The 26208-nt window shown below is 39.9% G+C and carries 25 protein-coding genes; 16 read left to right on the top strand and 9 right to left on the bottom strand.

The genetic code is table 11. The features are described from left to right. Positions 1–14 precede the first annotated feature (14 nt). Positions 15–2375 carry a TonB-dependent receptor gene (locus N824_RS04935; protein WP_161662264.1) on the bottom strand — a complete coding sequence of 787 codons (2361 nt, stop codon included), beginning with the start codon at positions 2373–2375 and terminating at the stop codon, positions 15–17. A gap of 236 nt (positions 2376–2611) precedes the next feature. Here N824_RS04935 and N824_RS04940 point away from each other — a divergent pair, with 236 nt between their 5' ends. From N824_RS04940 to N824_RS04965, 6 genes are all read left to right on the top strand, one after another. Then, positions 2612–4966, top strand: coding sequence for a hypothetical protein (locus N824_RS04940; protein WP_048904013.1), 2355 nt, complete (start codon positions 2612–2614; stop codon positions 4964–4966). A gap of 50 nt (positions 4967–5016) precedes the next feature. After that, positions 5017–5463: an N-acetyltransferase gene (locus N824_RS04945; RefSeq protein ID WP_048904014.1), complete on the top strand. Its 447-nt coding sequence runs from the start codon at positions 5017–5019 to the stop codon at positions 5461–5463. Positions 5464–5471: 8 nt separating this feature from the next. After that, complete coding sequence (locus N824_RS04950; RefSeq protein WP_048904015.1) at positions 5472–6665, top strand: winged helix-turn-helix domain-containing protein; 1194 nt, start codon at positions 5472–5474, stop codon at positions 6663–6665. 96 nt (positions 6666–6761) lie between these two features. Then, positions 6762–7124, top strand: a complete 363-nt coding sequence (locus N824_RS04955) for a nuclear transport factor 2 family protein (protein ID WP_048904016.1) — start codon at positions 6762–6764, stop codon at positions 7122–7124. A 77-nt stretch (positions 7125–7201) separates the two neighbouring features. Further along, complete coding sequence (locus tag N824_RS04960; protein WP_152541984.1) at positions 7202–8047, top strand: family 16 glycosylhydrolase; 846 nt, start codon at positions 7202–7204, stop codon at positions 8045–8047. A 98-nt stretch (positions 8048–8145) separates the two neighbouring features. Beyond that, positions 8146–8706 (top strand): DUF922 domain-containing protein, encoded by a 561-nt coding sequence (locus N824_RS04965; RefSeq protein ID WP_048904018.1) that lies wholly within the window; start codon positions 8146–8148, stop codon positions 8704–8706. On the opposite strand, the gene N824_RS04970 is transcribed toward N824_RS04965, so the two are convergent. The 3 genes from N824_RS04970 to N824_RS04980 form a co-directional block, all read right to left on the bottom strand. Beyond that, positions 8703–9098 carry an energy transducer TonB gene (locus N824_RS04970; protein WP_048904019.1) on the bottom strand — a complete coding sequence of 132 codons (396 nt, stop codon included), beginning with the start codon at positions 9096–9098 and terminating at the stop codon, positions 8703–8705. The two genes, N824_RS04965 and N824_RS04970, sit on opposite strands and share 4 nt — an antisense overlap. Before the next feature lie 52 nt (positions 9099–9150). Then, positions 9151–11841, bottom strand: a complete 2691-nt coding sequence (locus N824_RS04975) for a family 78 glycoside hydrolase catalytic domain (protein WP_052334055.1) — start codon at positions 11839–11841, stop codon at positions 9151–9153. Positions 11842–11912: 71 nt separating this feature from the next. Beyond that, positions 11913–12269 (bottom strand): helix-turn-helix domain-containing protein, encoded by a 357-nt coding sequence (locus N824_RS04980; protein WP_048904020.1) that lies wholly within the window; start codon positions 12267–12269, stop codon positions 11913–11915. Positions 12270–12380: 111 nt separating this feature from the next. Between N824_RS04980 and N824_RS04985 the strand changes: the two genes are divergently transcribed. Then, positions 12381–12983 (top strand): FMN-dependent NADH-azoreductase, encoded by a 603-nt coding sequence (locus N824_RS04985; RefSeq protein ID WP_048904113.1) that lies wholly within the window; start codon positions 12381–12383, stop codon positions 12981–12983. Positions 12984–13042: 59 nt separating this feature from the next. Here N824_RS04985 and N824_RS04990 read toward each other — a convergent pair whose 3' ends face one another. Then, positions 13043–13693, bottom strand: a complete 651-nt coding sequence (locus tag N824_RS04990; RefSeq protein WP_048904021.1) for an HD domain-containing protein — start codon at positions 13691–13693, stop codon at positions 13043–13045. A gap of 103 nt (positions 13694–13796) precedes the next feature. Next, complete coding sequence (locus N824_RS04995) at positions 13797–14645, bottom strand: AraC family transcriptional regulator (RefSeq protein ID WP_048904022.1); 849 nt, start codon at positions 14643–14645, stop codon at positions 13797–13799. Positions 14646–14755: 110 nt separating this feature from the next. Here N824_RS04995 and N824_RS05000 point away from each other — a divergent pair, with 110 nt between their 5' ends. From N824_RS05000 to N824_RS05015, 4 genes are all read left to right on the top strand, one after another. Beyond that, on the top strand, positions 14756–15250 hold the full coding sequence (locus tag N824_RS05000; RefSeq protein WP_200869818.1) for a DoxX family protein: 495 nt from the start codon (positions 14756–14758) through the stop codon (positions 15248–15250). A 63-nt stretch (positions 15251–15313) separates the two neighbouring features. Continuing rightward, positions 15314–15895: a TetR/AcrR family transcriptional regulator gene (locus N824_RS05005; RefSeq protein ID WP_048904024.1), complete on the top strand. Its 582-nt coding sequence runs from the start codon at positions 15314–15316 to the stop codon at positions 15893–15895. Between the two features lie 71 nt (positions 15896–15966). Further along, positions 15967–16791, top strand: a complete 825-nt coding sequence (locus N824_RS05010) for an SDR family NAD(P)-dependent oxidoreductase (protein WP_048904025.1) — start codon at positions 15967–15969, stop codon at positions 16789–16791. Positions 16792–16803: 12 nt separating this feature from the next. After that, the gene (locus tag N824_RS05015) at positions 16804–18024 is read left to right on the top strand and encodes an MFS transporter (RefSeq protein WP_235206991.1); all 1221 of its coding nucleotides are present in this window, start codon (positions 16804–16806) and stop codon (positions 18022–18024) included. Between the two features lie 32 nt (positions 18025–18056). On the opposite strand, the gene N824_RS05020 is transcribed toward N824_RS05015, so the two are convergent. After that, on the bottom strand, positions 18057–19520 hold the full coding sequence (locus N824_RS05020) for a PLP-dependent aminotransferase family protein (protein ID WP_048904026.1): 1464 nt from the start codon (positions 19518–19520) through the stop codon (positions 18057–18059). 77 nt (positions 19521–19597) lie between these two features. Here N824_RS05020 and N824_RS05025 point away from each other — a divergent pair, with 77 nt between their 5' ends. Further along, positions 19598–20239 carry an FMN-dependent NADH-azoreductase gene (locus N824_RS05025; protein ID WP_048904027.1) on the top strand — a complete coding sequence of 214 codons (642 nt, stop codon included), beginning with the start codon at positions 19598–19600 and terminating at the stop codon, positions 20237–20239. Then, positions 20236–21123: a DMT family transporter gene (locus N824_RS05030; RefSeq protein ID WP_048904028.1), complete on the top strand. Its 888-nt coding sequence runs from the start codon at positions 20236–20238 to the stop codon at positions 21121–21123. The genes N824_RS05025 and N824_RS05030 overlap by 4 nt, the downstream gene beginning before the upstream one ends. Positions 21124–21174: 51 nt before the next feature. Here N824_RS05030 and N824_RS05035 read toward each other — a convergent pair whose 3' ends face one another. Further along, on the bottom strand, positions 21175–21609 hold the full coding sequence (locus tag N824_RS05035) for a carboxymuconolactone decarboxylase family protein (RefSeq protein WP_048904029.1): 435 nt from the start codon (positions 21607–21609) through the stop codon (positions 21175–21177). 215 nt (positions 21610–21824) lie between these two features. Here N824_RS05035 and N824_RS05040 point away from each other — a divergent pair, with 215 nt between their 5' ends. Further along, complete coding sequence (locus tag N824_RS05040) at positions 21825–22673, top strand: SDR family oxidoreductase (RefSeq protein WP_048904030.1); 849 nt, start codon at positions 21825–21827, stop codon at positions 22671–22673. A 51-nt stretch (positions 22674–22724) separates the two neighbouring features. After that, complete coding sequence (locus N824_RS05045; RefSeq protein WP_048904031.1) at positions 22725–23630, top strand: AraC family transcriptional regulator; 906 nt, start codon at positions 22725–22727, stop codon at positions 23628–23630. Between the two features lie 5 nt (positions 23631–23635). Here the strand turns inward: N824_RS05045 and N824_RS05050 are convergent, their stop codons facing one another. After that, positions 23636–24817, bottom strand: a complete 1182-nt coding sequence (locus N824_RS05050; RefSeq protein WP_048904032.1) for a multidrug effflux MFS transporter — start codon at positions 24815–24817, stop codon at positions 23636–23638. A 225-nt stretch (positions 24818–25042) separates the two neighbouring features. Here N824_RS05050 and N824_RS05055 point away from each other — a divergent pair, with 225 nt between their 5' ends. Next, positions 25043–26197, top strand: coding sequence for a pyridoxal phosphate-dependent aminotransferase (locus N824_RS05055; RefSeq protein WP_048904033.1), 1155 nt, complete (start codon positions 25043–25045; stop codon positions 26195–26197). Positions 26198–26208 lie beyond the last annotated feature (11 nt).

The raw sequence follows: 26208 nt of genomic DNA on the forward strand, positions 1-26208 counted from the left end.
AGATTGTAAGCTACTTAGTAGCTTACAGATAAGCCCAGGTTAACTGATGTCCCCCTACCTTTGGAATAGAAGCCTGGTTGCATAAACCATTGCGCCCTTGCCGGAAAATAATCTTCGTTAAACAGGTTTTCCACGCCTAAAGTAATCCGGGTGTTTCTGTTAGCCCTGTAGCTTCCTGCAAAACTGAATAGGTTATAAGCTTTAACAGCGCCTTCATTACCGTTGTAAACACCAGTGGCGTTTTTCTCGAAGCGGTTACGTGACGCTATTCCGGTATAGTTAAGTGTTAGATCTAATACATTCAACGGACTATAAGTAACTGTTCCTGTAATTTTAGGTGCCGAAATTCGGCGACCATTCATATACATATCCACACTGTCATCAAATTTGCCATTGTTATCAATGTCACGTTTACCTTCTGTGTAACTATAACTTGCACCAAATTCTAATGAAGGCATTAATTTATAATTGGCAGCGAGTTCAAATCCGTATATTTCTTCAGGACTCCTTGCCGTATTAAACAATCCTGTAGCCGCGTCGTATACCACTTCAATACCAAGCTTCGATGTACTTCTGTACACGGAAGCAAGAAAAGTCAGGTCCTGATATGTACTTTGAAAGCCCGCCTCATAATTATTCACTTTTACGGCATCGGTATTGATCTTATCAATGCTGTTCACTTTAGCTTCACGTAATGCCAAACCAATGTCCATTACCGAAAAACCCTGAGAGAAACTGATAAAAGGACTGAACAATGCAATGCGGTTATATTTTAATGCTGCATTATACAGATAGGTGTTGTATTTTAATTTACCACCAGTAACATCAAAAGAAGGTGTTAATGTTCCTCCTGTTGCATTTGTAGTGCGCAATGTTTTGTAGTCGCGAACATCGATATTTACATGTTCAAGGCGTATCCCCGTAGTAAATATCAGGTCATTTAACGCGGTGATACTTGCCTGTGCAAATGGAGCCAGGTTGGCCATATCCATTTCCGGCACCCAAGTCCTGCCGTCAACTAAAGGCTGTGCCGTTTTATCTTTTAAAAAATCTGCTCCATAGGCTAGTGTTGCCCTTAAAGCTGAAGTTTGAAAAACAGGCGTTTCCAAAAATATGCGGGCACCTTTTTTATCATTTGTAGCTAACGATTGTCCATCCCCGCCATCAAACCGACCTAAAGAAACGTAAAATACATCTTTGCGTTTTTCAAAGTAAGTGTCAACAGTCAGGCTGGTGTTTAAAAGTATGCTGTCTATTTTATATGAAAGGTGGACATTGTGGTTGTAATCCACCCCGGTTGGTATACCCAAAGGCTTACCTAAAACTCCCGTAGCCTTTTGACCCGTGGCAAGGTTGCCATTCACTAATGTGAAATTACTATTCTGTAAGCTACTGTACATATTGTACACGAGCTGCAAACGTTGGTTTTTGGCTGGCTGATAACCAACTTTGAAGAATGCATTATAGCTGTCGGTTTCACCTAAACTATAGTTCGGGCCAACCACATCACCTTTAGCATCTTTATATTCACCGGTTTGTTCGTAAGTTCCACTAGCTATGTAATCAATCTTTCCAACCTTTCCGTAGAACATTTGATTGATACGGCCACCGCCGGAGTTTTTTGGGTTGATCAGCGATCCGTTTAAGTTAACAGATGTTTTTCCTGCAAACTTTGCAGCAGTGTCAGGAACAAGTGTAATGTAGTTGACCAGGCCACCGGCTGCGCCATTTCCATAAATTGCTGTTGCGCCTTTTACTACCTCTATTTGTTGTAAAACGGCAGGATCGATAGAACGCAGGTCAACTTCGGCATTCCGCAACGGAGAAGATTGGCTTACCCCATCAATCATAACCAGCATTGGTCGTCCACGAAGATTTTGGCCCACGTTATTTCCGGTTTGAGCGGTTGGGGCAAATCCCGGAACCTGATTGGCTAGAATTGTACTTAAATCAGGATTAATGGTCATTTCTGATTCGAGTTTCTTTTTTGAAACAACACTTACTGAGGCAGCTATGTTACGTATATTTTCGGGCTTACGGGTTGCAGAGATGATTACATTTTCTAATGTATTGTTTTCTTGCTCCAGTACCCAGTTTAAGGTCGTGTCACTTTGTAAAAATCCGAGTTCTATATTTAGGCTTTTATATCCTACGGCTTTTGTTTTTAATACCACAGGTTTACCCGCTTCTACAAATAATGTAAAATGTCCTTTCGTATCGGTTTGTGTTTTTGTTAATTTATTTGTTTCGATGGTTACAAAGGGAACCCCTGAATTTTTATCTGTAACCACGCCCTGAATTTTAATGTTCTGACCATAGGTCTGAGAAAAGGAAAGCAGCAGAAAGGAGAGCAGCAAAAGTAAGTTTTTAATCATCGTATTTATTTTTTTGGCGAAAGTAAGTAAAAGTATATTAATTATAATGAATCTAAATAAAAACATAAGGTTGTTGCATTATGATGGATCGCCATATGTCAAAAAAGCATCAACAAGTGTCAAAATTTGAATAGTTTATCATGGATTCTATTTATATTTTAGCTTTATTATTTATTCAATTTCATTTCTTTTTTACTGGTGAAAACCGAAGTATAAATTAGATTTCCTTTTTATTCATGAAAAAAACAATCCTGGTTATTTTTACACTTTTAGTTCAGTTTTTTAATGCTTCTGCACAACAAATCAATCTAAAAACAGATGATCTGAGCCTCAGCATTTCCCAGACGGGTCAGCTCGCCGCAATGCTAAATCCCAAGACTGGAAAAAATTACCTTGCCATTGGAGAAAAGGCGCCTTTATTAAGTGTTCGTGTCGCCGAGGATTGGGAAGAGCCGGCTCAAGCTGTATTTGATAGTAAATCAGGTGTTATTGTGCTGAATTTTACGAAGTCTAAGGTCTCCGCAGAAATAAAAGTTGTCCAAAAGAAAACCCATCTTGTTTTTGAATTAATTCGTTTGAACACAAAGGATAAAGTAAATGCAGTTATCTGGGGTGCATATCCAACTATTATTGGGCAAACGATTGGAGAAGTGGTTGGGGTGGTACGTGATCGTGAATATGCGATCGGGCTTCAATCATTAAATGTAAAAACCATCGGAGGTGTTTTAAAAAATGCTGAAGGGGCAGATTATTCAAGAGGTTCGGTGGCGGTGAGTCAGCCCTATGGGAGTAGTTTGCAGGCATTCAGTTTGGATCGATCAAAAGACCGGAAAATCACGGTTTGGAATCAATATCCGAATATGCCGGTGAATGCAATACCCAATGAAACTACGATAGGTTCAAAGATTGCCCTTTTTGGGTGTCCCGAAAATCAAGTACTATCTCGTATCGGAACAATTGAGCTTGCCCAGGGGCTTCCACATCCATTGATTAATGGTGTCTGGCATAAACAGTCCCCTGAAACTGGGAGGGCCTATATGATTACGGATTTTGACGAAAGTAATATAGATACCTTATTGAATTATGCAAAACAGGCAGAATTAATGTCAGTTTACCATGAAAGTCCGTTTCAATCCTGGGGCCATTTTGTTTTAAATCCTGCAAGTTTCCCAAATGGGAATGCCGGAATGAAAGTTTGTGTCGATAAAGCATCAAAAAAGGGAATTCGTATAGGTGTACACACACTTAGTAATTTTATCAATACGAATGATCCTTATGTTACACCGTTGCCCGATAAACGCCTTTCTTTAACTGGTTCCTCCATACTGACAGCAAACATAACATCGTCTGCTACTGAAATTGCGGTTGAATCTGATGAGTATTTTAAGAACATAAAACCCAGTACATTACATGCTGTGCAAATCGGTGAAGAAATTATCCGTTTCCGTGAAGTGACATCAGAGCGCCCCTTTAAATTGTTGGATTGTCAGCGAGGAGCTTATGGAACAATAGCATCCGCGCAGGAAAAAGGGACAGCAGTTGGTATGATGATGGATTATCCATATAATACGCTTTTTACAAACTTTAGCCTTCAACAGGAAATCGCGGGGAATTTAGGTCGTTTTTTTACTGAAACTGGGGTTAGCCAGATGGATTTTGATGGTCATGAAGGATGTTTATCCTCGGGGGAAGGTGATTATGGTATGCAGGCTTTTGCCGAAAAGGTTTTCAAGGATACCAAACATACCTTGGTTAACGGCACAAGTCGTTCAAGTCATTATTATTGGCATATTTGTCATTATTGGAACTGGGGAGAACCATGGTACGGTGGATTTCGTGAATCCCAGGGAGATTTTCGCTTGGAAAACCAACCTTTTTTGGAAAGAAATTACATGCCTAATATGCTGGGATGGTTTTTACTTTCTTCAACAACAACGGCAGAAGACATCGAATGGATGATGGCAAGAGCTGCCGGTTACAATGCAGGTTTTGCTTTGGTTGCACGCTATAAAAATTTGCAAAAAAATCCAAATACTGCTCAATTATTAGCCCTTATTAAGCTTTGGCAAGAGGCTTATAAAAAGAAAATTTTCTCTCCTGATCAATTGACAAGATTAAAGAATCCTGAAAACGATTTTCACCTGGAACATAATAATCAGGGTTGGAAACTATATCCGTTTAAAAAATTCAAATTTGAACATGCTAAGCAGGTGCTTCAGCCTGGGCAACCAACCTTTTCGGAATGGCAGTTTGTAAATAGTAATGCCGAACAACCATTAAATTTTACCCTTACTTTTATGGGAAAAGAAGGTGTAGTCAGTAATCCGTGGATTGAATTGGATGGTTATTTTAAACTTGAATTGCCAGGCGAATATGAAGCAGGAAACTCAATTGTATGCAATGGAACAACTATTAAAATATACAATAGTAAGGGGAGTTTTAAGAACGAAATTGCATTAAAACAGGCCATTCCAAGTCTTAAATCCGGAAAGCATACCCTTAAATTTGATTGCGAATTTCCTGATGAAAATGAGCTGACAAATAGGTTTATTATTAAAACAATCAGCAGTCCTGAAATCATCTCAAAATAGAAATGTATTAGTATCTTGGCGGGTAGTCCGGGAATTTACGTTATACGTTTATGAAAATTACTTATCAGAAATTAGAATCTTCAGATATCAAACAGCTAATGGCCCTGGTTCGGGTATATGAACGGGTATTTGAAATGCGGAATTTTGAAATGCCATCAGTTGCTTATTTGCAAACCTTACTGGAAAATCAGCAGATCATTTTTTTTAGTGCGCTTGACGATTATGAAAACGTAGTTGGTGGAATGACAGCTTACATGATGCCTTCCATATATTATGCTGCCCCTGAAGTATATATTTACGATTTGGCTGTTGAAGTAGCATGGCAACGCAAAGGTATTGGCAGGAGACTAATAGAGGAGCTAAAGTCGTTTTGCAAGGGGCATCGATGTAAGTTTGTTTTTGTGCAGGCCGATCTGGCAGACCAGCATGCTATCGACTTTTACCGGTCAACCGGTGGGATCCAGGAGGATGTGGTGCATTTTGATTATAAGCTTTAATATTGCAAATGGAATCTATTGTCCTTACCAAATCACAAGCACGGAAGATCATCCTTGATGCCGTTGGGCTTGCCCGGAAAGCACAATTCGGAACTGGAATAGAAGCTGTTTATAGCGTAATTGACCACCTGGGTTTTGTGCAGCTGGATACAAATTATGTTGTTGAGCGTGCCCATCATCATGTGATGGCAGCGCGTATACCGGATTATCAAACAGAATGGCTGGCCAACCTTAGCGCGGATGGCCGCATTTATGAATACTTCACTTCGGATGCAGGCTATCTTCCGATGGGCGATTTCCGTTTTTCCCTGCCGGTAAAAAAAGCCTTTGAAACACAAGGAAAACCACTCACTAAGCCGGAAATTAATTTAATGAAGCAGATTCTGGACCGCGTGGAAAGGGAGGGGGCGCTAATGGTTGGGGATTTTGAGGACGACCGGTTAGCAGCCAGCTCCGGTTGGTGGGATTGGCGACCCGCTAAGGTTGCCTTGGAAAGGCTTTACCTTAATGGCAAGTTGATGATCAGCCGTACCAAAGCCTTTCAGAAAACCTATGATTTACCCTTTAATTTAGTGCCGGAGGAAACAGACCTCACCATGCCTACAGATGCGGAATACGCTTGTTTTGTGATCTATCGTACTTTAGGCGCACTGGGTATTTGCTCTGCCAGGGAAATGGCCTGGCGTGCCCGTCGTGTGAAAGGCAACCTGGTTAAAAAGGAACTCGAAAAAATGGTTCAGACAGGAAAAGTAAAAATGGTAATTGTAGAAGGCTTGAAAGGCCCGCTCTATATGCTCCCCAATCAGGAAATTAACATTAAACTTTCCAACGATGTATTCATCCTTTCGCCCTTCGATATCCTCAATGTCTTCCGTCACCGCCTAAAGGATTTTTTCAATTTCGATTACCAGATCGAATGTTTTGTGCCCGCTCCTAAACGACAGTACGGTTATTTTTCCCTACCTGTTCTCGCAGGAGAAACTTTTATCGCAAGGATGGATGCCAAAGCCGACCGCAAACAAAAAATGCTGATCGTTCATAACATCCATTTTGAATCTGTTGATCTCGCGCAAATCGTTATCGAAAAGTTCGTTCAAACCTTAAAAACATTCGTTGAATTCAACCAATGTAAGGACATTGTTTTCAAACGATCCAACAATGAATCCTACCTGAAAGCGATCAGCAAAAGTTTTTCTGAATAGATTTATAGTGAATGCCAAAATAACCCAAACATAATATTTGGGAAACAATTAAAAGGCAGATTTGTAATAACTTAGAGATAACTTAAATATAATCGTATGAATACTCAGGAAGTAGCTGACAAATTAGTACAGCTTTGCCGTGAAGGCAAGCACGCAGAAGCCGTAGATGAACTGTATGCCGACAATGTAGTTAGTAAAGAGCCAAAAGGTTCTCCGATGGAATTGACAGAAGGCAAGGAGGCAGTTAAAAATAAAACGTTGCAGTGGGAAGAAAGCGTAGCAGAAATTCATAGTGCATCGACCTCAGACCCGCTTGTTGCGGACAACCATTTTTCTGTAGTTATGGATATAGACGCCACCTATAAAGAGCATGGTAGAATGCCAATGAGCGAGATTTGTGTGTATGAAGTTAAAGATGGTAAAATCGTAGCCGACGAATTTTTCTATAGAATGGGTTAAAATGTTGGAATAAAACCCAGAATGATTACCTTAAGGGATGCATATTACTTGTATTAGAAATGAATATGGTAAATAAAATGACTCGCATCCTTTTTGCTTTTGCCCTTGCCGGAACGGTAAATGTATCCGCACAGAAAGCGGATCCGGAATCGATTTACACAAAAGAAGGTTATAAATTAGTCTGGGCAGATGAGTTTAACAATAATGGTAAACCTGACACTACAAGTTGGACGCACGAGCAGGGCTTTGTACGCAACGAAGAAGCCCAATGGTACCAGGGAGATAATGCCTGGTGTGAAAACGGGCTGCTTGTTATTGAAGGAAGAAAGGAAACCAGGCCTAACCCAGGTTTTAAAAAGGAATCTGGGGATTGGAGAAGTAATCGTGAAAATGCGGAATATACTTCGTCAAGCATAAAAACCGCCGGTAAACATTCCTGGCAATATGGTCGTTTTGTAATGCGGGGTAGAATTGACGTAAGCCCCGGGCTTTGGCCTGCATGGTGGACGCTCGGTGTATCCGGAGAATGGCCTTCCGATGGTGAAATAGACATGATGGAATATTACAGGGGGAAATTACTGGCCAATATTGCTGTTGGCACTTCAAAAAAATATCAAGCGGAATGGCACAGTAATACCAAGTCCATCATAGAATTGGGCGGACCGGAATGGGTCTCAAAATTCCATATCTGGCGAATGGACTGGACAGAAAAAGACATCGCTTTATATATAGATGACCAGCTGCTGATTAAAGTAGATATGGATAGTCTTTACAACAAAGATGGGAGTAATACCCATCCATTCAAACAACCTCATTACATGCTGTTGAACCTTGCCATGGGGGGTACGAACGGGGGAGCACTTGCCAATACCAAATTTCCCAACCGTTTTGAAGTTGATTATGTACGTGTTTATCAGAAGTAGTCAGCTTTCTATTTGTGTTTAATGATGGTTGGGAAAAGGTTGAAAATGAATGGCACTATTATTGGCCTTATTGAGCGTCATTACAATGGTAATCTCCTATGGATAGCAAGTTACTTTTTTCTTTTATTTCTTTGCTAAAAAGATCTGTATTTATTCTTTTGCTGTTTGCTCAGTCTGATTCTTTTGCGCAAAGCAGTATTCCTAAAGACATTCCGGTAATTGACATTAGCTTTTTCAAAGGTCCTGTGCCTGATAATACATCCTTTGCAAGCATGACCTATATCGATTACAGTTACGGTTTTAACATAGAGGGCACGCGACGTTCAAAAGATGTGAAAGTCAAGGTCGCCCTGACTATCACTCCTAACAGTTCCCGGAGTTACCTCGACCGATCGAGAATAAAAGATGAGAATTTAGATCAGTTAATCACTCATGAGCAGGGGCATATTGTTATCGGGTTCTTTATCGGAAAGAAGGTTCAGGATGCCCTAAACGCGAGCCATTACACCAAAAATTATAAAAATGAGATCAAGGCCAATTACAAGAAGTTTTATCAGGAGTTCGAAAAACTGCAGCATCAGTATGATGAAGAAACCAATCATGGTTCAGATAAAGAAGCCCAAATAAAGTGGAATAGAAAAATTCGACTGCTGGATTAAATACCAAAGCCAACAGGCATGTTTAGTAACATACGCACTGGTTTGTCCTTATAATAGGCTGGTTCAGTAAACGATGTTTTTTGAACTGCCGCTATTGCAGCTTCATCACAGCCATGACCAAGTTTTCTATCAACTTTGATGTTAGATATACGTCCATCCAATTCAACTATGAACGACAAAAATACCCGGCCTTTAATTCCAGCCTCCTTGGCGCCTTTAGGATATTGGAGGTTAGCATTTACCGCTTCATAAAACTTTTTCATGCCACCTTTAAATTTAGGCATTACCTGAACGACCGTAAATTCATATACGGTAGTGTCTGATTGTGGTTTTTCCTGAGCCAGGCCAGTAAGGCAAATGACAGTACATAAGAGCGTTAATAATAATTTCATATCGTAAAATAATTAAAATTTAGTTGACTATCAAACTAAGAACCTGGCTGTTTTATAATATTTCAAAGCTATATACGCCCGATTGGAATTCAACCTCATATTTATTGTTGGTTTCTTTTGCTAAAGTGCTTTGTCCGGAATCATACTTTATCTTCGTTTTATTTGCAGGTAAAACAAAAGTTGCTGAACTATTTTTAGGAACCTCAATCAATACCTGCAGCTTTCCATGATCTCTTTTCCATTCTGAACGTATTTTCCCAAATGAACTATGGTAAGAGGATTTGCAATAATTTAAATCGGCTATAGGCTTTGGCTGAATTAAAAAATGTTTCATGCCCACACTTGCCGGATCAACTTTTATCCCAGCAATACCTGAATAAAACCACTCCACTACACTTCCAAACATAGGGTGGCACCTGGAGCCATCTCCATTCCACGATTCCCATAAAGTGCTGTTTTTGCTGTCCAGCAAATAACCAAAGCCCGGGGAATCTTTTTGATTCATAATTTGGTAGGCAATATCATCCCTGTCATTTTGTGAAAGCACTTTTATCAGCAGGGGAGTTCCTAAAATACCCGTATCAAAATGATAATTGATTGCCTTTAAATGGGCTAATAAAGCGTTGAAAACAACCTCGTAATTCTCCTTGGGTACCAGACCAAAAGCCAAGGCAAATACATCGGCACCCTGCCTGCCTTCCCAGTATGTTTGCTTTGAAGGGTTATAATACGCGGTATTAAAATTTGTTTTTATTTCATTTGCAAGGTTGTCAAATTTTTGATAATCATCATTTTTACCTAATGTCTTTGCCACTTTTGTCATGATATTGGTAACGTGATAAAAATAGGCTGTATTAACCAAAGGCGCCGGAATTTGAATGTTGCTGGGTGTACACCAGTCTCCTAAACACCACCCGTTAGGTTCTTCTCTGGTTATTAATCCGTCTTTGTCGGTTCTGGTTTGCAGGTATTCAACCCATTGTTTCATACCGGTATAGTGCTCGGCCAATACGGTAGTATCGCCATAGTGAGAAAAGTATGTCCAAGGCATAATTACATAGGCCGATCCCCAGGCAGGGCCACCTCCGCCACCGCCAAAAGGTGCTGTGTGAGTAACAAACCCGGTTTTTTTGTTTCTGGCATCGTCCATGTCATTGAACCACTTGCGGTAAAACTGACGCATATCATAAGTGAATATTGAACTCTCTATAATCACCTGCCCATCGCCTGTATAGCCCAGCCTTTCTCTATGAGGACAATCGCTACTTATACTTCCATGAAAGTTTGCATTTTGTGTTTTGATATAGGCTGTATTTATTTTATTTAAAAATGGGTTTGAACATTCGAAATTTCCATTTGATTTTACATCCGTGTGGACTTCTTTTATTGTTAAACTTTCCTTGTCAAGGCTTACATCCTGGGTAATTAATTCAATTCTTCTGAAAGCATGCCAGGTAAATTTTGGCTCCCAGTTTTCAACTCCTTTGCCTTTCAGAATGTAACTGTCGAGCTGACCATAATCTTCGCCTTCCTCGCTGATATACCTAATTTTAATCCGACTACCTGCTTTTCCCTTAACAGTTATCGCTGCCCAGCCTGATACCGTTTCCTCTAAATGATAAGAATAAACAGAATCTTTTGTTTTACCCTCAAAAGCAGGCATTAGCGTTCTGGTAATTTTATCAAAGGGTGCGAGCTGCGGACGTAAAGCACCGGTAGGTGCACGAACTAAGATTGCTGGTTTCCACTGAATATCGGCATAACCAATTTTATTCCATTCTCCCAGTTCTAATCGTGCATCATATTTTTCTCCTGTAAAAATACCATCCTTTAATAGTGGTCCGTTTGCTGTTTTCCAGGTTTTATCGGATCCGATGATTTTGCTGGTGCCGTCTGCATATGCGATCTCTAATTGAAAAATTAACCTTGGCGCATCGTACCACATATCGCCTTCAACCCTTCGATCTCGCTGGTTGTACCATCCATTACCAAGTTGTATCCCAATCGCATTGTTTTTTTGAAGCAGATAATTGGTGACATCGAAACTGTTGTAAAGTACGCGTTGAGTAGATTGATCATCATAAGGATAAAGTAATTTCTTCAGTGATCTTTTATCATAATTGGTAACCGCGGGAGCCAGTACCTGGTCTCCAATTTTCTTTCCATTCAAAAATAACTCATAAAAACCCAGTCCACTGATATGAACAGTAGCTTGTCTTATCTTTTTTTCGGCTATGAATTCTTTACGAAAAAAGGGAGCGGGGTAGGTAATCGCCGAATCTGGATATGGGTTCTCGAAGGCTCCAATCCATTTCGCCTGCCAATCCGTAGCTTTCAATAGACCCATGGACCAGCAGGCGGTCTGACTCCAGTTGGAGGGCATTTTTTTTTCATCCCAAACCATTACTTTCCAATACAACTTCTTTCTGGAAGTTAATGGCTTGCCTTTGTAGAAAACCTGACTTGAATTTGTGGAGTTCGTTTTGCCAGTATCCCAGTAATCACCTTTATTTTGCTGTAATAAAGAGCTACTGCTTGCCACGATTATCCGGTATGCCGTTTGACTTTTTGCTTTATATTCCGATGCCATTTGCCAGCTCAGCGCTGGATGTTGATTGTCTATAGCGATTGGATTTGAAAGCTGTTCGCAGGCTAGTTTTTCAATATTGGGTGCTAACGGGCTACTGAAAATTACGCTTGGAATAAAGAGGAACAGAATAATACTGGTAAAGATTATTTTCATTTAGTATACTTCACGTTTATAAAGCAAACTACGATTTTAATTATAGGTTTTTATAATATTTATTCCTTTTTCTATCGCTCACTTCTCAATTTATTTCTGTGCATTGCACCCCACTCAGACAGCGTTTCCAATACCCCGCTCAAAGTATCTGCATAGGGAGTCAGTTGATATTCAACCACCACTGGTGTTTGCGCATGAACCACTCTTTTTACAAAACCATTTATTTCAAGTTCTTTAAGTTCAGCAGATAGCACACGTGCAGATATTCCTTCAACACTTCGCTGGATCTCGTTAAACCGTTTATTGTTCTCGCGCAGCGAAACCACAACCCTAAGTTTCCATTTGCCACCAATCACATAAAGTGCATCAGAGATGGAATCCAGTCTGCTTGTACATTCATTGGAAGTTGGCTGTAGTGTTTTGCTCATAATTAGTTGATTTACAGTTTACTAACCAAAATATTAGTACTAACCTTTTGTATACTACTAATCTTTTGTAAGCAAATGTATATAGATTTGACAACAATAAATCATAAATTCATGAAAAAGATATTGCATGTCATATCAAGTCCGAGAGGCGACGCCTCTTTTAGCATTAAACTAGGAAATGCCATTGTAGAAAAGATCAGAGCGGTTTACCCGGATAGTACTGTTCAGGAAACAAATCTCCTTGAAAAGCACTTTCCACACCTCGAAGAATCACATTTAGCCTCCTTTTTTACGCCAGCTGAAAATAGAACACCAGAGCTCTTAGCTGCGGTTAAACATTCAGATGAAGCGATCAAAGAGATCATGGAAGCGGATGTGATTGTGATCGGCGCACCGATTTACAATTACAGTATTCACTCCTCATTAAAAGCCTGGATAGATCATATTGCCAGATCCGGCCTCACTTTCAAATACGATGAAAACGGCCCTGAAGGATTGGTTAAAAACAAAAAAGTTTATATCGCGCTGTCATCGGGAGCGATTTACTCAGAAGGGCCATTAAAATCGATCGACTATGTTGAACCTTATATGAGAACTATCCTAGGTTTTTTGGGGATGACCGATATCACCGTGATTCGTGCAGAAGGAACCTCATTGCCAGGCATACAGGATCATGCATTGGACAAAGGAATAGCTAGTGTACATATCAACTAGTGATGTTATTGCTTTCACAATTGCTCAGCAATTGTGAAAGCAATCGTTATTTATCTCTATTAATTATTCCAGGGTGAATGTAAGATACAATCGCAGAAATTTTTGCGATGGAAATTTGGGATCATATACGCACAAACATCAGCTTTGATATTACCAAAAGTGGTCTCAGTTTTATGTTCAAAACCACTAAAGAAAGTTGGGATGATGTTTTTCTTGAAATCATTACGTGGAAACGCACTAATAATCTCAATTCTGTTCTCTTCGCTAAGATGCTCATATCCTTCTCCCATTACATCTAAGCCGACGCCTGAATACATCAGCGCTACTTCGGGTTCCTTGTGTTCTGCAATACCTATTGTAGTATGTAAAGCAATAGTATCCCAAACCAACTGCAAAGATTCTTTTGGTAGTCCATGACTTTTAAGAAAATCGCGTGCGGCATTAGCTCCATCTACTTCGAAACGCAGATCAGAACTGCTATAGTGTTTTGTTAAACCTAAATCGTGGAATACCGAGCTCACATATAACAATTCCTGATCATATTTTAGCTGGTTTCTTTTTCCATTTAAAGAAGAAAAAAGAAAAACCCTTAAAGAATGGTTGTAGATGAATTCTGTTCCATGTTCTAATAAAAGTTCTGTTGCCTGATTGGCAATGCTACTATCGGGAATGCTTATCCCTGCAACGTTTTTTAATTTATTAACTGACATTGTCTTTTTGTTTTCCCAAAGTTACCGCAGTCTTATCGCATAGGGAATGTTAAAATCCGTCAATCAGATGTTAATATCCGCAAATCAGTAATTGGTTAGATGATCACACGCCAAGGTTTGTAAAAAGTGTCCGGTAATCTTTAGGAGATACCTGTACGTTTTTCTTAAAGAAATGACTGAACTGATCTGGCGTTGCAAAATTCAACTGAAGTGCAATTTCTTTAATCGGCATGGATGAGAACTGTAAAGACCTTTTCGCCTCTGCGATAAGCTGTCCGTTTATTAGTTCCTTAGCGCCTTTGCCGCTACAACGTTTTGATAGATCGGCCAATTTTCGGGCAGAAATACCTAAAAGTTTCGAGTATTCCGCTACCTCATGTGAGCTTTGATAATGCTCACTTATCAATTCTGTAAACTGTCTGTAAAGCTTATTCTCATAATTGTCGAATCCGCTTGCGAGAGAGGTGTTTACATTCGCTATTTTTATCATGATAATTTTTAGATAGGCTGCCATTGCATCCAACTTATTGATATATTCTTCTCTTTCGAATTCATTCAATAAAGATTTGAAAAGCGAACCAAGTTCTTCATGGTCTTCTTTTATTAGCGGAAGTCTTTGGTTTGCAGCGGCATTGTTGAACAGGACTGCCTTACAATTATTAGCGCTTGAAGGAGCTTTTTCCCAAAAGCAATCACCAAAGCTGAGCTCATAGCCTGTAAATTTGACACCTTTTTTAAAGCTTACGACCTGTCCCTTTGAAATTAAAAAAAGCTCAGAGGCTGAAATTCTAAAAGTATGTTCATCTACTTTTAGTTCCCCAACCCCGGTACTGATTAGGATTATCCGGTTATAAGTAAGCCGATCAGATGGAGACTCATATTGTCTATCTGCAAAAAAATGGATAGAGAAGGAATCCTTAATCTCTTTTTCTATAAGCGTACTCGACAACATAGTTTTCCGGAAGTGGTAGTTTTATAAATTTTATACTAAAGGTAGCAAGAATAGTCAAGATCATAATTCATTTGGAAATGATCTTGAAAACCGGACGAAAATTAATTAATATGTTAACTTTAGATTATTCTCTCTTTATGATGGACAGCATCTTTTATACCAGTAATGATTATGTCCCGCTTATCCTCAGGATAGTGGCTGGAGTCATCATTTTGCCTTATGGCATGCAGAAGCTCTTTGGATGGTTTCCGCCATTGGGAGGGGGAATAGGTATTAAAGGAACGCTAGCAGATTTTAAAGCTAAAAAGGTTCCTGTATTAATAGCCTGGCTGGTAATTATTGCCCAGACATTGGGCAGTATAGGGTTGATTATTGGATGCCTCGGTCGGGTAGCTGCGCTAGGTAATTTCATCATCTTTGCTGCGGCTATTGTGGTGCATGCCCCCGATGGATGGGCGATGAACTGGACTGGCAGGAAGAAGGGGGAAGGGATTGAATACTTCATATTGCTCTTATCAATCCTGCTTATCATAATTATTAGGGGGAGTGGCGCATGGTCTGTAGACTATTTGCTTTTGCATTATGTTGGTAATTTTACAATATAAAGATGAAAATATTTGTTGGAATAGACCGAATGGTTTATTTTTGCTTCATCTAATATTTATTTAATGAATAAGGCAGAGCGGACTAAGAGATTTATTATAGAGAAATCGGCTTCCATTATTAACAAAAAAGGAATGGCCGGTACTTCTCTTAGTGATATCATGGGAGCAACAAAATTGGCCAAGGGTGGTATTTATGGAAACTTCGAAAGTAAGGATGAAATATGCGTTGCGTCATTTTTATACCTGACCGAGACGCTTGCCGATCAATTGAACAGGGCCGTGTTGCGTGGGAGAACGGCGAAAGAAAAATTTTTAAATTTATTGGATGCCTATAAAGAGATTATAAATACTGAGGGGGGATGCCCTATTCTGAACTTTGGTGTAGAGGCAGACGATACACATCCTGGTATGAAAGAAAATGTAAAGAAGGCAATCCGGTCTTCCCAGAAAAGATTTTTTGATATCATATCTGATGGTATTGCCAACAATGAAATATCTGCAACTGTGAATCCGAAGAACTTTAGTATAAAAGTTTTTGCCATGATAGAAGGGGCTATTTTGTGTAGGAGGGTATTAGAGAGCGATGAGCAAATGCGGATTATTCACGAGGCAATCAAACTGGAATTTGAGTCGTATTTAACCTAATTTTTTTTGCTTATTAAAAGACCGATTGGTCTATTTTATCTATTGAGTTTTAACAATTAACATAAGAAACAATGTCAAAAGTAATTTTAATAACAGGAGCCTCCAGGGGATTTGGAAGAATCTGGGCAGAAGCATTTTTAAAACGTGGTGACCGGGTAGTAGCTACAGGTCGGAATATCGAAGCACTTCAGGATCTGATCGATCAATTTGGGGATCAGGTATTGCCTGTTCAATTGGATGTTAACGATCGTCAGGCTTGCTTTGAAGCCGTAAATAGGGCGAAGGAACATTTTGGAAGAATCGATGTACTGATCAACAATGCAGGATATGGACTGTTTGGCGCTGTTGAAGAAACTTCTGAACAAGAAGCAAGGAGCCAAATGGAAACTAATTTCTTTGGGGTGCTTTGGGTAACCCAGGCCGTATTACCTGTTATGCGGGCACAACAGGCGGGTCACATTATCCAGGTATCGAGTTATTTAGGTTTAATAACAGCTCCGGTGCTGGGGATTTATAATGCTTCCAAATTTGCTGTAGAAGGTTTAACTGAAACACTTGCCATGGAAGTAAAAGCTTTTGGGATTAACGTTTCGCTGGTTGAGCCTAATGGGTATGCAACGGATTGGTCTGGGGAGTCGGCTTTTCAAGCAACCAGTATGGAGGCATATGGCCCGGTAAAAGAAGCGTTTCAGAAAGCTGTGTCCGTTCCTGGTTTTTTTGGACAACCAGCAGCTACTGCAGAAGCCATAATTAAATTAGTAGATGCACCTAATCCACCGCTAAGGTTATTGTTAGGGTCTTTTGCTTATCCTTCGGTAAAAAAAGTATATGAAGAACGCCTGGCTAGCTTTGAAGAGTGGAAAAATGTTTCCGAAGCAGCACACGGAACCAATTGATAACAGAAAACAATGAGAATTTTAAAAGAAAATCACCAGGGTTTTAGTACCGTGTTAGCCCTCTCGCTTATTCCATTGTCGGGATTTGCTACAGATATTTATTTGCCCTCTCTTCCGGCGATGGCAAAAGACTTACATGTTTCAGCATCTGCCATTCAGCTTTCCTTGGTGCTATTTATGTTTAGTATAGGCGTAAGTCAGATTTTTATTGGAAGCATATTGGATAGTTTTGGACGTTTTAGGATTAGTATCATATCACTTGCTCTGTTTTCGATGACCAGTTTTGTGATTGCCGTGGTACCCAATATTTATGTTATTTATGCAATGCGCATTATTCAGGGAATTACAATTGCCTTTATTGTAGTAGGAAAACGTGCCTATTTTGTTGACCTCTATTCCGGAGAGAAATTAAAGCATTACATCAGCTTGTTTGCTATTATCTGGGCCTGTGCCCCAATTATGGCGCCTTTTTTAGGGGGATATTTGCAAAGTATCTTTGGCTGGCGATCCAACTTCTATTTTCTTGGGGTGCTGTCGTTTCTTTTTTTGATCCTGGAACTCATCTATAGTGGTGAATCTTTAAAACACTTTCATCCATTTAAAATAAGGTCAATTGCACAGACTTATAGTGGAATGTTAAAGACAGCTGATTTTACACTTGGTTTAGCTATCATCGGCATTTGCTTTGGTCTGGTGGTTATTTATAGTTTGTCGAGCCCCTTTATTATAGAAAGTGTATTTGGTTATTCTGCTGTCACTACCGGTTATAGTTCACTGTTATCTGGTTTTTCTATCATGACTGGTGGAATTATTGCCAAATCTTTAATTAAGGAATCTTTAGCTAAAAAGGTTATCACTGCGCTGGTTGTGCAGACCAGTTTTGTGTTCCTTATGATCTTTACAGTTCCCTTTGGCAGTAATATTTATACCTTAATAGGCTTCACGATTGGTATCCATATGTGCGGAGGCTTTATTTTCAACATCATTTATGGTTATTGTTTAAGCCGCTTTTCAAAAAATGCAGCGGTAGCAAGCGGGCTTACCGGTGGTGCGATGTATATGGTTAGCTCGGTATTCAGCTATGGCTTTGCAAATTTATATGCTGTTAAAAGCCAAACGTTACTAGGTATAGCAAATATCTCCTTGATATTGGTTATTGGCATTTTATTTATGGCTTTTAACCGATACAGGAAGGTACGTGTGAGTAATGAACTGAAGACTGCTCTGGCCTAACTAAATTTCAAAATGAGGTAGTCCAATAAACATTATTGGACTACCTTTTTAAGAATTCCGAGTGCTTCCACCATTTCGTTTTCCTCGAGCGAGGCAAAGCCCATTCTCATACCATTGGTAGAAAAGGATTCGTTCTTGTAAAAATTGCCGTTATCGATATAAAGGCCTTTTTTTGAAGCATCTTCTGACATTTTTATCAAATCGACTTTTTCATTGAAATTGGCCCAAACGGCAAGTCCTCCTTCTGGATGACTGAATGTGATCTGCTCATTAAAGTCGGATTTGAGGATTTGACAAAACAGGTTCCTGCGCTGCTTATAGATTTTTAGTGTTTTTCGAAAGTGCCTGTCCATCTCACCATTGTCAAACATCACTGCAAAGGCCTCTTCTAAAAGGGTGTCTCCCTGTTTGTCTATGAGTTCTCTTAATGATGACGCGGCGTCAATAAATGCTGATGGGCCTACCATAAACCCAATTCGCAAGGCCGGGGCAAAAGTTTTTGTAATTGAACCTATGTAAATTACATTTTGATTGTGGTCAATACTGGCTAATGGAAGGTATGGTTTGTTGTTGTAGTGAAAATCAAAATCATAGTCGTCTTCAAGAATGGCAAAGCGATACTCTTTGGCCAGATTCAATAATTTTAACCTCCGCTCTACACTTAGGGTTACGGTGGTTGGACAATGATGATGCGGTATTACATACACTGCCTTAATTTTTTGATGTTGTAAAATAGCTTCCAGATCATCTACATCCATTCCATTTTCATCAACGGGAATCCGCAACAGGTTCGCACCGGCATATCTGAAAGCATCATCTGCGGAGGCATAGTTTGAAATGCCGACTGCGATATGATCACTGGGGTTGAGAAGTAGTTGTGCTGCTAAGTAGATCCCCATCTGACTGCCCTTTGTAATGAGTATATTTTCAGCAGAAACATCCAGACCCCTGGTATTGGAAAGATAGTTGCTGATAGAAATCCGAAGATGTTCTGATCCCTTGGAACCACCATATTTCAGAAAGTTTCGGCCATAAAACTTTCTGGAAAGACTTCGGTATTCGCGCATGAGCAAATCTACGGGTGCCAAACGCACATCGGGAAAGCCATCATCAATAGCCAGCGTAGTTTTCTGAAGATTCAGACTGGGCATTGCATTTTTAAAACGATTAGTCCATAGAAAAGCCTCTTCGGGTTTATTGTTTTTGTTGGGGTCAGGTAGTTTAGTTTTGGAGATTACAGGCAGTCTGGAAAGCACAAATATTCCCTTACGCTCAATAGCCTCGGCCCAGCCCTGGCTAATCAGTTCTTCATAAGCCAGTTTTACTGTATTTCTGTTGATACCGATCAGTTCTGCAAGTAAACGGGAACTGGGTAGTAAGTCAGATGGCCGCAGACTGCCATTGGTAATCAGTGAGATAAAGCTATTGCACACCTGGATGTACAATGTTACAGGCGCATCACGATCTATCTGAATTAATGATTTGTATGGTAGCATCTGGGCTGTAGTTTTTATAATAATTGGTATGTAAATATACCCCAACTCATCTATACTTTTGAATAAAATTATTAAAAATGAAACGAGTATTAGTCATTAATTCGAGCGCAAGAGCGCTTGGCTCCAGAAGCAGAAAACTTACTGAAATATTTGTCGATCACTGGAAAGACATTCATGTTAATCCGAAAATCAGCTTCCGTGAACTTGGGAATGCCGATGTGCCACACGTCACCGAAAATTGGATAGCTGCGGCCTTCAAACCTGCGCAGGCAAGGTCTGAAGAAGATAGAGCGGCCTTAAAAATAAGCGATGGCTATATTTCAGAATTAAGGGAAGCGGATGTGATTGTGATTGGTGTACCGATGTACAACTGGTCGGTTCCCAGCGCACTAAAGGCCTATATCGACCAGATTCTCAGGGTCAATGAAACTTTTAAGATAAACCCTGCCAATGTGCAGCATCCATATGTTGGTCTGTTGGAGAACAAAACCTTATTTCTGTTGCTTTCAAGAGGTGATGACGGATATGAGAAAGGAGAATATAATGAACATATGGACTTCCAGAGCCCCTATCTAAAGACCGTATTTAACATTATGGGTGTTTGCAATATCCATGTAGTCGCCATTAACGGAAGATCTTCTGATGCTATTGATGCATCGCACCAGAATTTAAGAATGCTGATTGAGCAGGAAGTTATTTTAACCAATATGTGCAGATGATGAATAATGTACTTAAAGGAAGTATTTTTATTGCACTGGGGGCCGCCAGTTATGGCATGCTTGGAGTTATTGTGAAACTGGCATATCATGATGGATTCAGTACTGCGGAGGTAACGCTTTCGCAGTTCGGTCTTGGATTTGGAGGCCTATTTATTTTGATCTTGTTCCAGAAACAACAACCGGTATTAGCAACACGAACATCAAGGGTTAAAAGCATACTTAAGTTGGTAGTTGCGGGTACCTCTTTGGGGTTGACCAGTGTGTTTTACTACCTCGCAGTCCAGTGCATTCCGGTTAGCGTTGGAATTGTGCTGCTTATGCAGACGGTGTGGATGGGGATTGTCGTGGAGATGATCTTGTATAAAAAGACACCGGCGCTGCGGAAGATAATGTCGGTTTTCATCATTCTGGCCGGTACAGTATTGGCTACTAATTTGCTTAAACAATCTGTAAACATCAACTGGATGGGGTTTGGCTGGGGTTTTCTGGCGGCGCTTTGCTATACAGCAACAATGTTTACGTCAAACCATCTTGAACTTCATTTCCCGCCGTTAAAACGAAGTCTGTACCTGGTCTTTGGCGGACTGATAGTTATCGTACTTATTTTTCATTCTGCGCTGAATAAGGGTCTTTCATATGACATATTTACCAGCTGGGGCATTCTTCTTTCGTTGTTTGGGACAATTCTTCCGCCTTTACTGTTTACCAGGGGGATGCCGCTTACAGGAATAGGACTGGGAGCCATTATTGCATCTATAGAAATTCCTGTTGCCATATTTACAGCAAATATACTTTTAAAAGAGCCTGTTAACCTGCTTCAGTGGATTGGTGTTGTTCTTATCCTGCTTGCTGTGGTGTTGATGAACATCCGGAAAAAAATATAAAATGAAAGGCCTCAATTAGAGGCCTTTCATTTTATATTTCCTTTATCAATTCTATGCCGGTATTAATTTAGTTGTGATGCCAATTCTGTTCCATACGTTAATGGTAATAATAGCTAGGATCACTTGTGCCAGATAAGTTTCGTCCAGTACCTTAGCAGCCTGCTCATAGGTTTCATCTTTTACATGATTGGTAATTAAAGTAACTTCCTCGGTCAGTGCTAGTATTGCCCGTTCTTCTTCTGAGAAAAATGGAGCGTCGCGCCAGGCATTGAGGGCATAAATACGCTGTTCTGTTTCGCCAGCTTTACGGGCATCTTTAGTGTGCATATCAATACAAAATGCACATCCGTTTATTTGTGAAGATCTAATTTTAATCAGGTCCTTATGTGTTCTTGTCAGTGGTGTGCTTTCAATGAATTTTTCCAGTCCAAGAACGGCTCTGTATCCTGCTGACTCTACTTTGTCAATGTGAATTCGTGTTTTCATGTCTTAAAATTTATAAGATTTATTTACCACAAAATTACCGCTATGATGTTGATGCTAAATATACCAATTACAAAATAAAGGGTGGTCCAGCAAACTCAATAGACTGAATGTAGCAAGGCGATTGTTTGAATTTTGCAAGTATTCATTTGTTCCCTGCAATCGATGCATCTCTATGAGGGGTTACCTTTGCTTATATAAATTAAAAAGCAATAATCATGGATAAAATAATTCAAAAAGTATGGTTTATTACAGGGGCTTCGAAGGGATTAGGATTAGCACTTGCAATACAGTTATTGGAACAGGGACAAAAGGTAGCTGCAACTTCCAGAAGTATCGGGGACTTAAAAAATGCAATAGATACGGAAAATGATAATTTTCTTCCCTTATCGGTTGATATCAGGAATGAGGAAAATGTCTCATCTGCAATAGCACAAGTTGTTGCACGCTTCGGAAAGGTGGATGTTATCGTGAATAATGCAGGCTATGGCTTAGCAGGAGCCCTTGAGGAATTGACCGATGCGGAAAGCAGGCAAAACTTCGATGTCAACGTATTTGGTTCTTTAAATGTGATTAGAAAGGCAATGCCGTATCTGCGTAAACAAGGTTCTGGACACATTTTTAACATCGCATCTATTGGTGGTTTTACAGGGGCTTTCCCTGGTTTTGGGATTTACTGTGCTACTAAATTTGCAGTTCATGGTTTCTCAGAATCATTGAGGGAAGAAGTGAAAAATTTTGGCGTAAAAGTAACGGTAGTATCGCCCGGATATTTCAGAACCAACTTTCTAAGTGATTCATCGCTAAATGTACCATCAAATCAACTGCAAGAGTATGCTGAAGTACGAGCAGTTCAGGCTGCCCATGAACAGGATATTAACGGAAATCAACCCGGTGATCCGAAAAAAGCTGCTACCGCCTTTATCAGTGTAGCAGACATGGAAAACCCTCCGGTTCATTTGTTTCTTGGGGAGGATGCATACGAGTTTGCCAACGCAAAGATAGCATCTGTGCAAAAAGAGATGGAACAATTGGCATACATCGGTAAAGCCACAGGCTTCGAATAACAGACTTATTAATTGCGGGAATATTTTTATTTTTGATCAGATAAAAGACATATGGCTGAAATAGAAACTTTGGAAGATTTTTACAGGCACAAATTCGCAGGCGTTGCCAGCGATGCACAAAAAGCGATTGGCGATTTTAATGCCTTTGTACTGGAAGACATCAGCACCCCGGAGGGAAATTCGACTGTTGAATATGCACGTAGAGATTTTTTCAAGATCAGCCTGATCACAGGGTCCAACCTTTACCATTATGCCGACAAAACCATAAAGATAGATGGCACTGCACTTATCTTTTTCAACCCGCAGGTGCCCTATAAAATGGAATGTTCATCGAAAGAAAATAGAGGCTTCTTCTGCATTTTCAAAGAAGCCTTTTATAGCGAAAAATTGAGAGGTAGCTTAAATGACCTTCCAATGTTTACAATTGGGGGAAAACCATGCTATATTCTTGATGAGCAGCAAAAAGATGAAGTTTCGATGATCTTTAAAAAGATAATCAAGGAGATGGAATCTGATTATAAATACAAACGGGACCTGTTGTTGAACTATGTGACCGAAATGATCCATTATGCGCTAAAGCTGGAGCCTACAGAAAACTTATACCATACCAATGATGCCAATGCGAGAATTACTGCTGTATTTTCAGAGCTACTGGAACGTCAGTTTCCAATTGTATCCTCTGAACAACGGTTCAATATGCGGTCGGCCAAAGACTTTGCTGAACGGTTGTTTGTTCACGTAAACCATCTTAACAGGGCTATAAAAGAGACAACAGGAAAGACTACCAGTTACTATATTGCAAACAGGATTGCAAGCGAAGCGAAGGCTTTGTTGAAACATACAGACTGGAACATTTCTGAAATCAGCTATTGCCTGGGTTTTGAAGAACCCTCGCATTTCAATAATTTTTTCAGGAAACATACTGAATTGTCGCCATCAAAATATAGGACTGCCTAAGGTCACTATGTTGCTGAATTCTTGTGCCGTAGACATAAATAAGCCACAACAGCACAGAAATACATCATTAAGATCATGGGGTAGGCTGTACCATTGTAAAGTACACTTAATATCGATGTAATTAAAAAAGCAGAGAGATAACTTACGGCTCCTACCAGTGCCGAAGCCGATCCGCTAAATGATGGAATGGCTCCAATGTATAAAGAAGTAGTATTGGGTAGAATCAGGCCAAGCATAGATAAAAATATAAAGATCAGCACCAGTAAAACATAAAAAGATCCGTTGAAGTACAACACAATTATCATCATTAAGCCTGTAACCAATTGGCAAATCATTGCAGATTTTGTGATTTTTTGAACCTCAAAATATTTCAGCAGTTTGGTGTTGAGTATTCCGGCAGCAATTATGCCTATAGCCAAACCGGAAAACACAAAGCCGAACTGCTTTTTACTGAGCGCATAAAGCTGTGTAAATATAAAGGGAGAAGCCGTAATAAATGAAAATGCTGCGCTATTGCTAATGGCTCTTACTACTGCATAATTAACAAAAGCAGGATGTTTTACGCAATAGATATAGTTTTTGAGTATAACAGGAAAGTAGAATTTTTTATCGCTGGCTGGGGGTTTTCCTGCGGGTAAAATGGTTAAACAACCTATTAGTCCTGCTCCAGAAACAACTGCCATAATTAGAAATAAATACTTCCAGGTGGAGGGTTCTGCCAACATCCCTCCGGCTATTGGCGACAATATTGGCGAAACACCCATTATGATCTGTAAAACCGTGAAAACATGTGCTGCATTTTTGTCCTTATAAATATCGCCTACCAATGCCCTGCAGATTACCTGACAAGCGCTTCCTGCAAGCCCCTGGATAAACCTTAGCGTCAGAAATACAGGGAAGGAACTGGTAATTACGCAGCAAATGCTGCAAAGGACATACACCGCTAACCCCACTCTTAAAGGGGTTTTTCTGCCCCACACATCAGACATGGGTCCAATAAACAATTGGCCAAAGGACATGCCGAACAGAAACAATGTTACTGTACCTTCAATACGAACAATCGGTACTTTAAAGTAATTGGCCATTACACCGAATGCAGGTAAATAGATGTCAATGGAGATAGAACCTATTGCAGTTAAAATACCTAAAGTTAACGTGATCAATAAGGGCTTTGCATTGATTTTCATCCGTATATTGGGTCGCTGAATTTTATGATAAAGCTATACAACTAAATTTACTCATATGAAATTTCTTATGTAAAAATTATGACTTAATTTTCTCGATTAAAAACCTATTTTTATGGCTTGAAAGAAAACAGTTTTTTACAGATCAACATCAAAACGAATCTATAGACATTTAATGTCTGAATTAATTCGGTTATCACTGTTTCGGGGTAAAAGTAATTTTTAATCATGATTGCAAAAAGAATGGAGGGGGTTAGTGAATACTACTTCTCCCAAAAACTTAGGGAGATTGAATCCCTGAATAAAGAAGGCAAAAACATCATTAACTTAGGTATCGGGAGTCCCGATCTTCCACCGCATCCGGATGTGATCAGGACATTGCAGGAAGAGGCTGCAAAGCCAGGAGTTCATGGTTATCAAGGATACAAAGGCATACCCGCATTGCGACAGGCTTTTGCAGATTGGTATCAACAGTGGTATAGGGTAACGCTTGATCCTGATACCGAAGTATTACCCCTAATTGGCTCCAAAGAAGGCATCATGCACATTTGTATGACCTATTTGAATGAAGGCGAAGAAGCATTGATCCCGGATCCCGGTTACCCTACTTATGCCAGTGCCGTTAAATTGGCAGGAGGCAAAGCAGTAACTTACCTCTTACAAGAAGAACGAAACTGGTATCCCGATCTCCAGGCGCTGGAAGCTACGGATTTGAGCAAGGTGAAGCTGATGTTTGTGAATTACCCGCACATGCCTACCGGTCAGCAGGTAGATGCCGGGATGTTTGAAAATCTGATACGCTTTGCAAAAGAAAATCAAATCTTGCTGGTACATGATAATCCTTATAGCTTCATTCTAAATGATCATCCTGTAAGCCTTTTGGAGGTGCCTGGCGCTAAAGAAGTGGTACTGGAACTAAACTCCTTGAGTAAATCGCATAATATGGCTGGTTGGCGCATCGGTATGCTTTGCGGATCAAAAGAGCGGATTGAAGAGGTATTGAGGTTTAAGAGTAATATGGATAGCGGAATGTTCCAGCCGCTACAAATGGCAGCAGCAAAGGCATTAAGTCTGGGCGCTGAATGGTACAGTTCCATCAATAGCATCTATTCGGAAAGGAGAGATAAAGTATATCGTATACTTGATATTCTGGGCTGCAGCTATGAGCTTAAACAGGTTGGTTTATTTGTTTGGGCAAAAATACCTGATCATTACCAGGATGCTTATGCGCTTAGCGATGAAATCCTTTACGGAGCAAATGTTTTTCTGACACCGGGAGGTATATTTGGCAGTCAGGGAAATCGATACATCCGGATTAGTCTTTGCGGCGATCTTTCCAGGTTTGAGCAGGCCATAAGCCGGATCAGTAACTCATATAAATAACGCATATACTC

It is taken from the genome of Pedobacter sp. V48, from assembly GCF_000523515.1.
Taxonomy (GTDB): Bacteria; Bacteroidota; Bacteroidia; order Sphingobacteriales; family Sphingobacteriaceae; genus Pedobacter.

Excerpts from the sequence above, each read along its gene's own strand:
- N824_RS04935 (WP_161662264.1), bottom strand. The coding sequence starts at position 2,375 with ATGATTAAAAACTTACTTTTGCTGCTCTCCTTTCTGCTGCTTTCCTTT.
- N824_RS04940 (WP_048904013.1), top strand. The coding sequence starts at position 2,612 with ATGAAAAAAACAATCCTGGTTATTTTTACACTTTTAGTTCAGTTTTTT.
- N824_RS04945 (WP_048904014.1), top strand. The coding sequence starts at position 5,017 with ATGAAAATTACTTATCAGAAATTAGAATCTTCAGATATCAAACAGCTA.
- N824_RS04950 (WP_048904015.1), top strand. The coding sequence starts at position 5,472 with ATGGAATCTATTGTCCTTACCAAATCACAAGCACGGAAGATCATCCTT.
- N824_RS04955 (WP_048904016.1), top strand. The coding sequence starts at position 6,762 with ATGAATACTCAGGAAGTAGCTGACAAATTAGTACAGCTTTGCCGTGAA.
- N824_RS04960 (WP_152541984.1), top strand. The coding sequence starts at position 7,202 with ATGACTCGCATCCTTTTTGCTTTTGCCCTTGCCGGAACGGTAAATGTA.
- N824_RS04965 (WP_048904018.1), top strand. The coding sequence starts at position 8,146 with ATGGATAGCAAGTTACTTTTTTCTTTTATTTCTTTGCTAAAAAGATCT.
- N824_RS04970 (WP_048904019.1), bottom strand. The coding sequence starts at position 9,098 with ATGAAATTATTATTAACGCTCTTATGTACTGTCATTTGCCTTACTGGC.
- N824_RS04975 (WP_052334055.1), bottom strand. The coding sequence starts at position 11,841 with ATGAAAATAATCTTTACCAGTATTATTCTGTTCCTCTTTATTCCAAGC.
- N824_RS04980 (WP_048904020.1), bottom strand. The coding sequence starts at position 12,269 with ATGAGCAAAACACTACAGCCAACTTCCAATGAATGTACAAGCAGACTG.
- N824_RS04985 (WP_048904113.1), top strand. The coding sequence starts at position 12,381 with ATGAAAAAGATATTGCATGTCATATCAAGTCCGAGAGGCGACGCCTCT.
- N824_RS04990 (WP_048904021.1), bottom strand. The coding sequence starts at position 13,693 with ATGTCAGTTAATAAATTAAAAAACGTTGCAGGGATAAGCATTCCCGAT.
- N824_RS04995 (WP_048904022.1), bottom strand. The coding sequence starts at position 14,645 with ATGTTGTCGAGTACGCTTATAGAAAAAGAGATTAAGGATTCCTTCTCT.
- N824_RS05000 (WP_200869818.1), top strand. The coding sequence starts at position 14,756 with ATGTTAACTTTAGATTATTCTCTCTTTATGATGGACAGCATCTTTTAT.
- N824_RS05005 (WP_048904024.1), top strand. The coding sequence starts at position 15,314 with ATGAATAAGGCAGAGCGGACTAAGAGATTTATTATAGAGAAATCGGCT.
- N824_RS05010 (WP_048904025.1), top strand. The coding sequence starts at position 15,967 with ATGTCAAAAGTAATTTTAATAACAGGAGCCTCCAGGGGATTTGGAAGA.
- N824_RS05015 (WP_235206991.1), top strand. The coding sequence starts at position 16,804 with ATGAGAATTTTAAAAGAAAATCACCAGGGTTTTAGTACCGTGTTAGCC.
- N824_RS05020 (WP_048904026.1), bottom strand. The coding sequence starts at position 19,520 with ATGCTACCATACAAATCATTAATTCAGATAGATCGTGATGCGCCTGTA.
- N824_RS05025 (WP_048904027.1), top strand. The coding sequence starts at position 19,598 with ATGAAACGAGTATTAGTCATTAATTCGAGCGCAAGAGCGCTTGGCTCC.
- N824_RS05030 (WP_048904028.1), top strand. The coding sequence starts at position 20,236 with ATGATGAATAATGTACTTAAAGGAAGTATTTTTATTGCACTGGGGGCC.
- N824_RS05035 (WP_048904029.1), bottom strand. The coding sequence starts at position 21,609 with ATGAAAACACGAATTCACATTGACAAAGTAGAGTCAGCAGGATACAGA.
- N824_RS05040 (WP_048904030.1), top strand. The coding sequence starts at position 21,825 with ATGGATAAAATAATTCAAAAAGTATGGTTTATTACAGGGGCTTCGAAG.
- N824_RS05045 (WP_048904031.1), top strand. The coding sequence starts at position 22,725 with ATGGCTGAAATAGAAACTTTGGAAGATTTTTACAGGCACAAATTCGCA.
- N824_RS05050 (WP_048904032.1), bottom strand. The coding sequence starts at position 24,817 with ATGAAAATCAATGCAAAGCCCTTATTGATCACGTTAACTTTAGGTATT.
- N824_RS05055 (WP_048904033.1), top strand. The coding sequence starts at position 25,043 with ATGATTGCAAAAAGAATGGAGGGGGTTAGTGAATACTACTTCTCCCAA.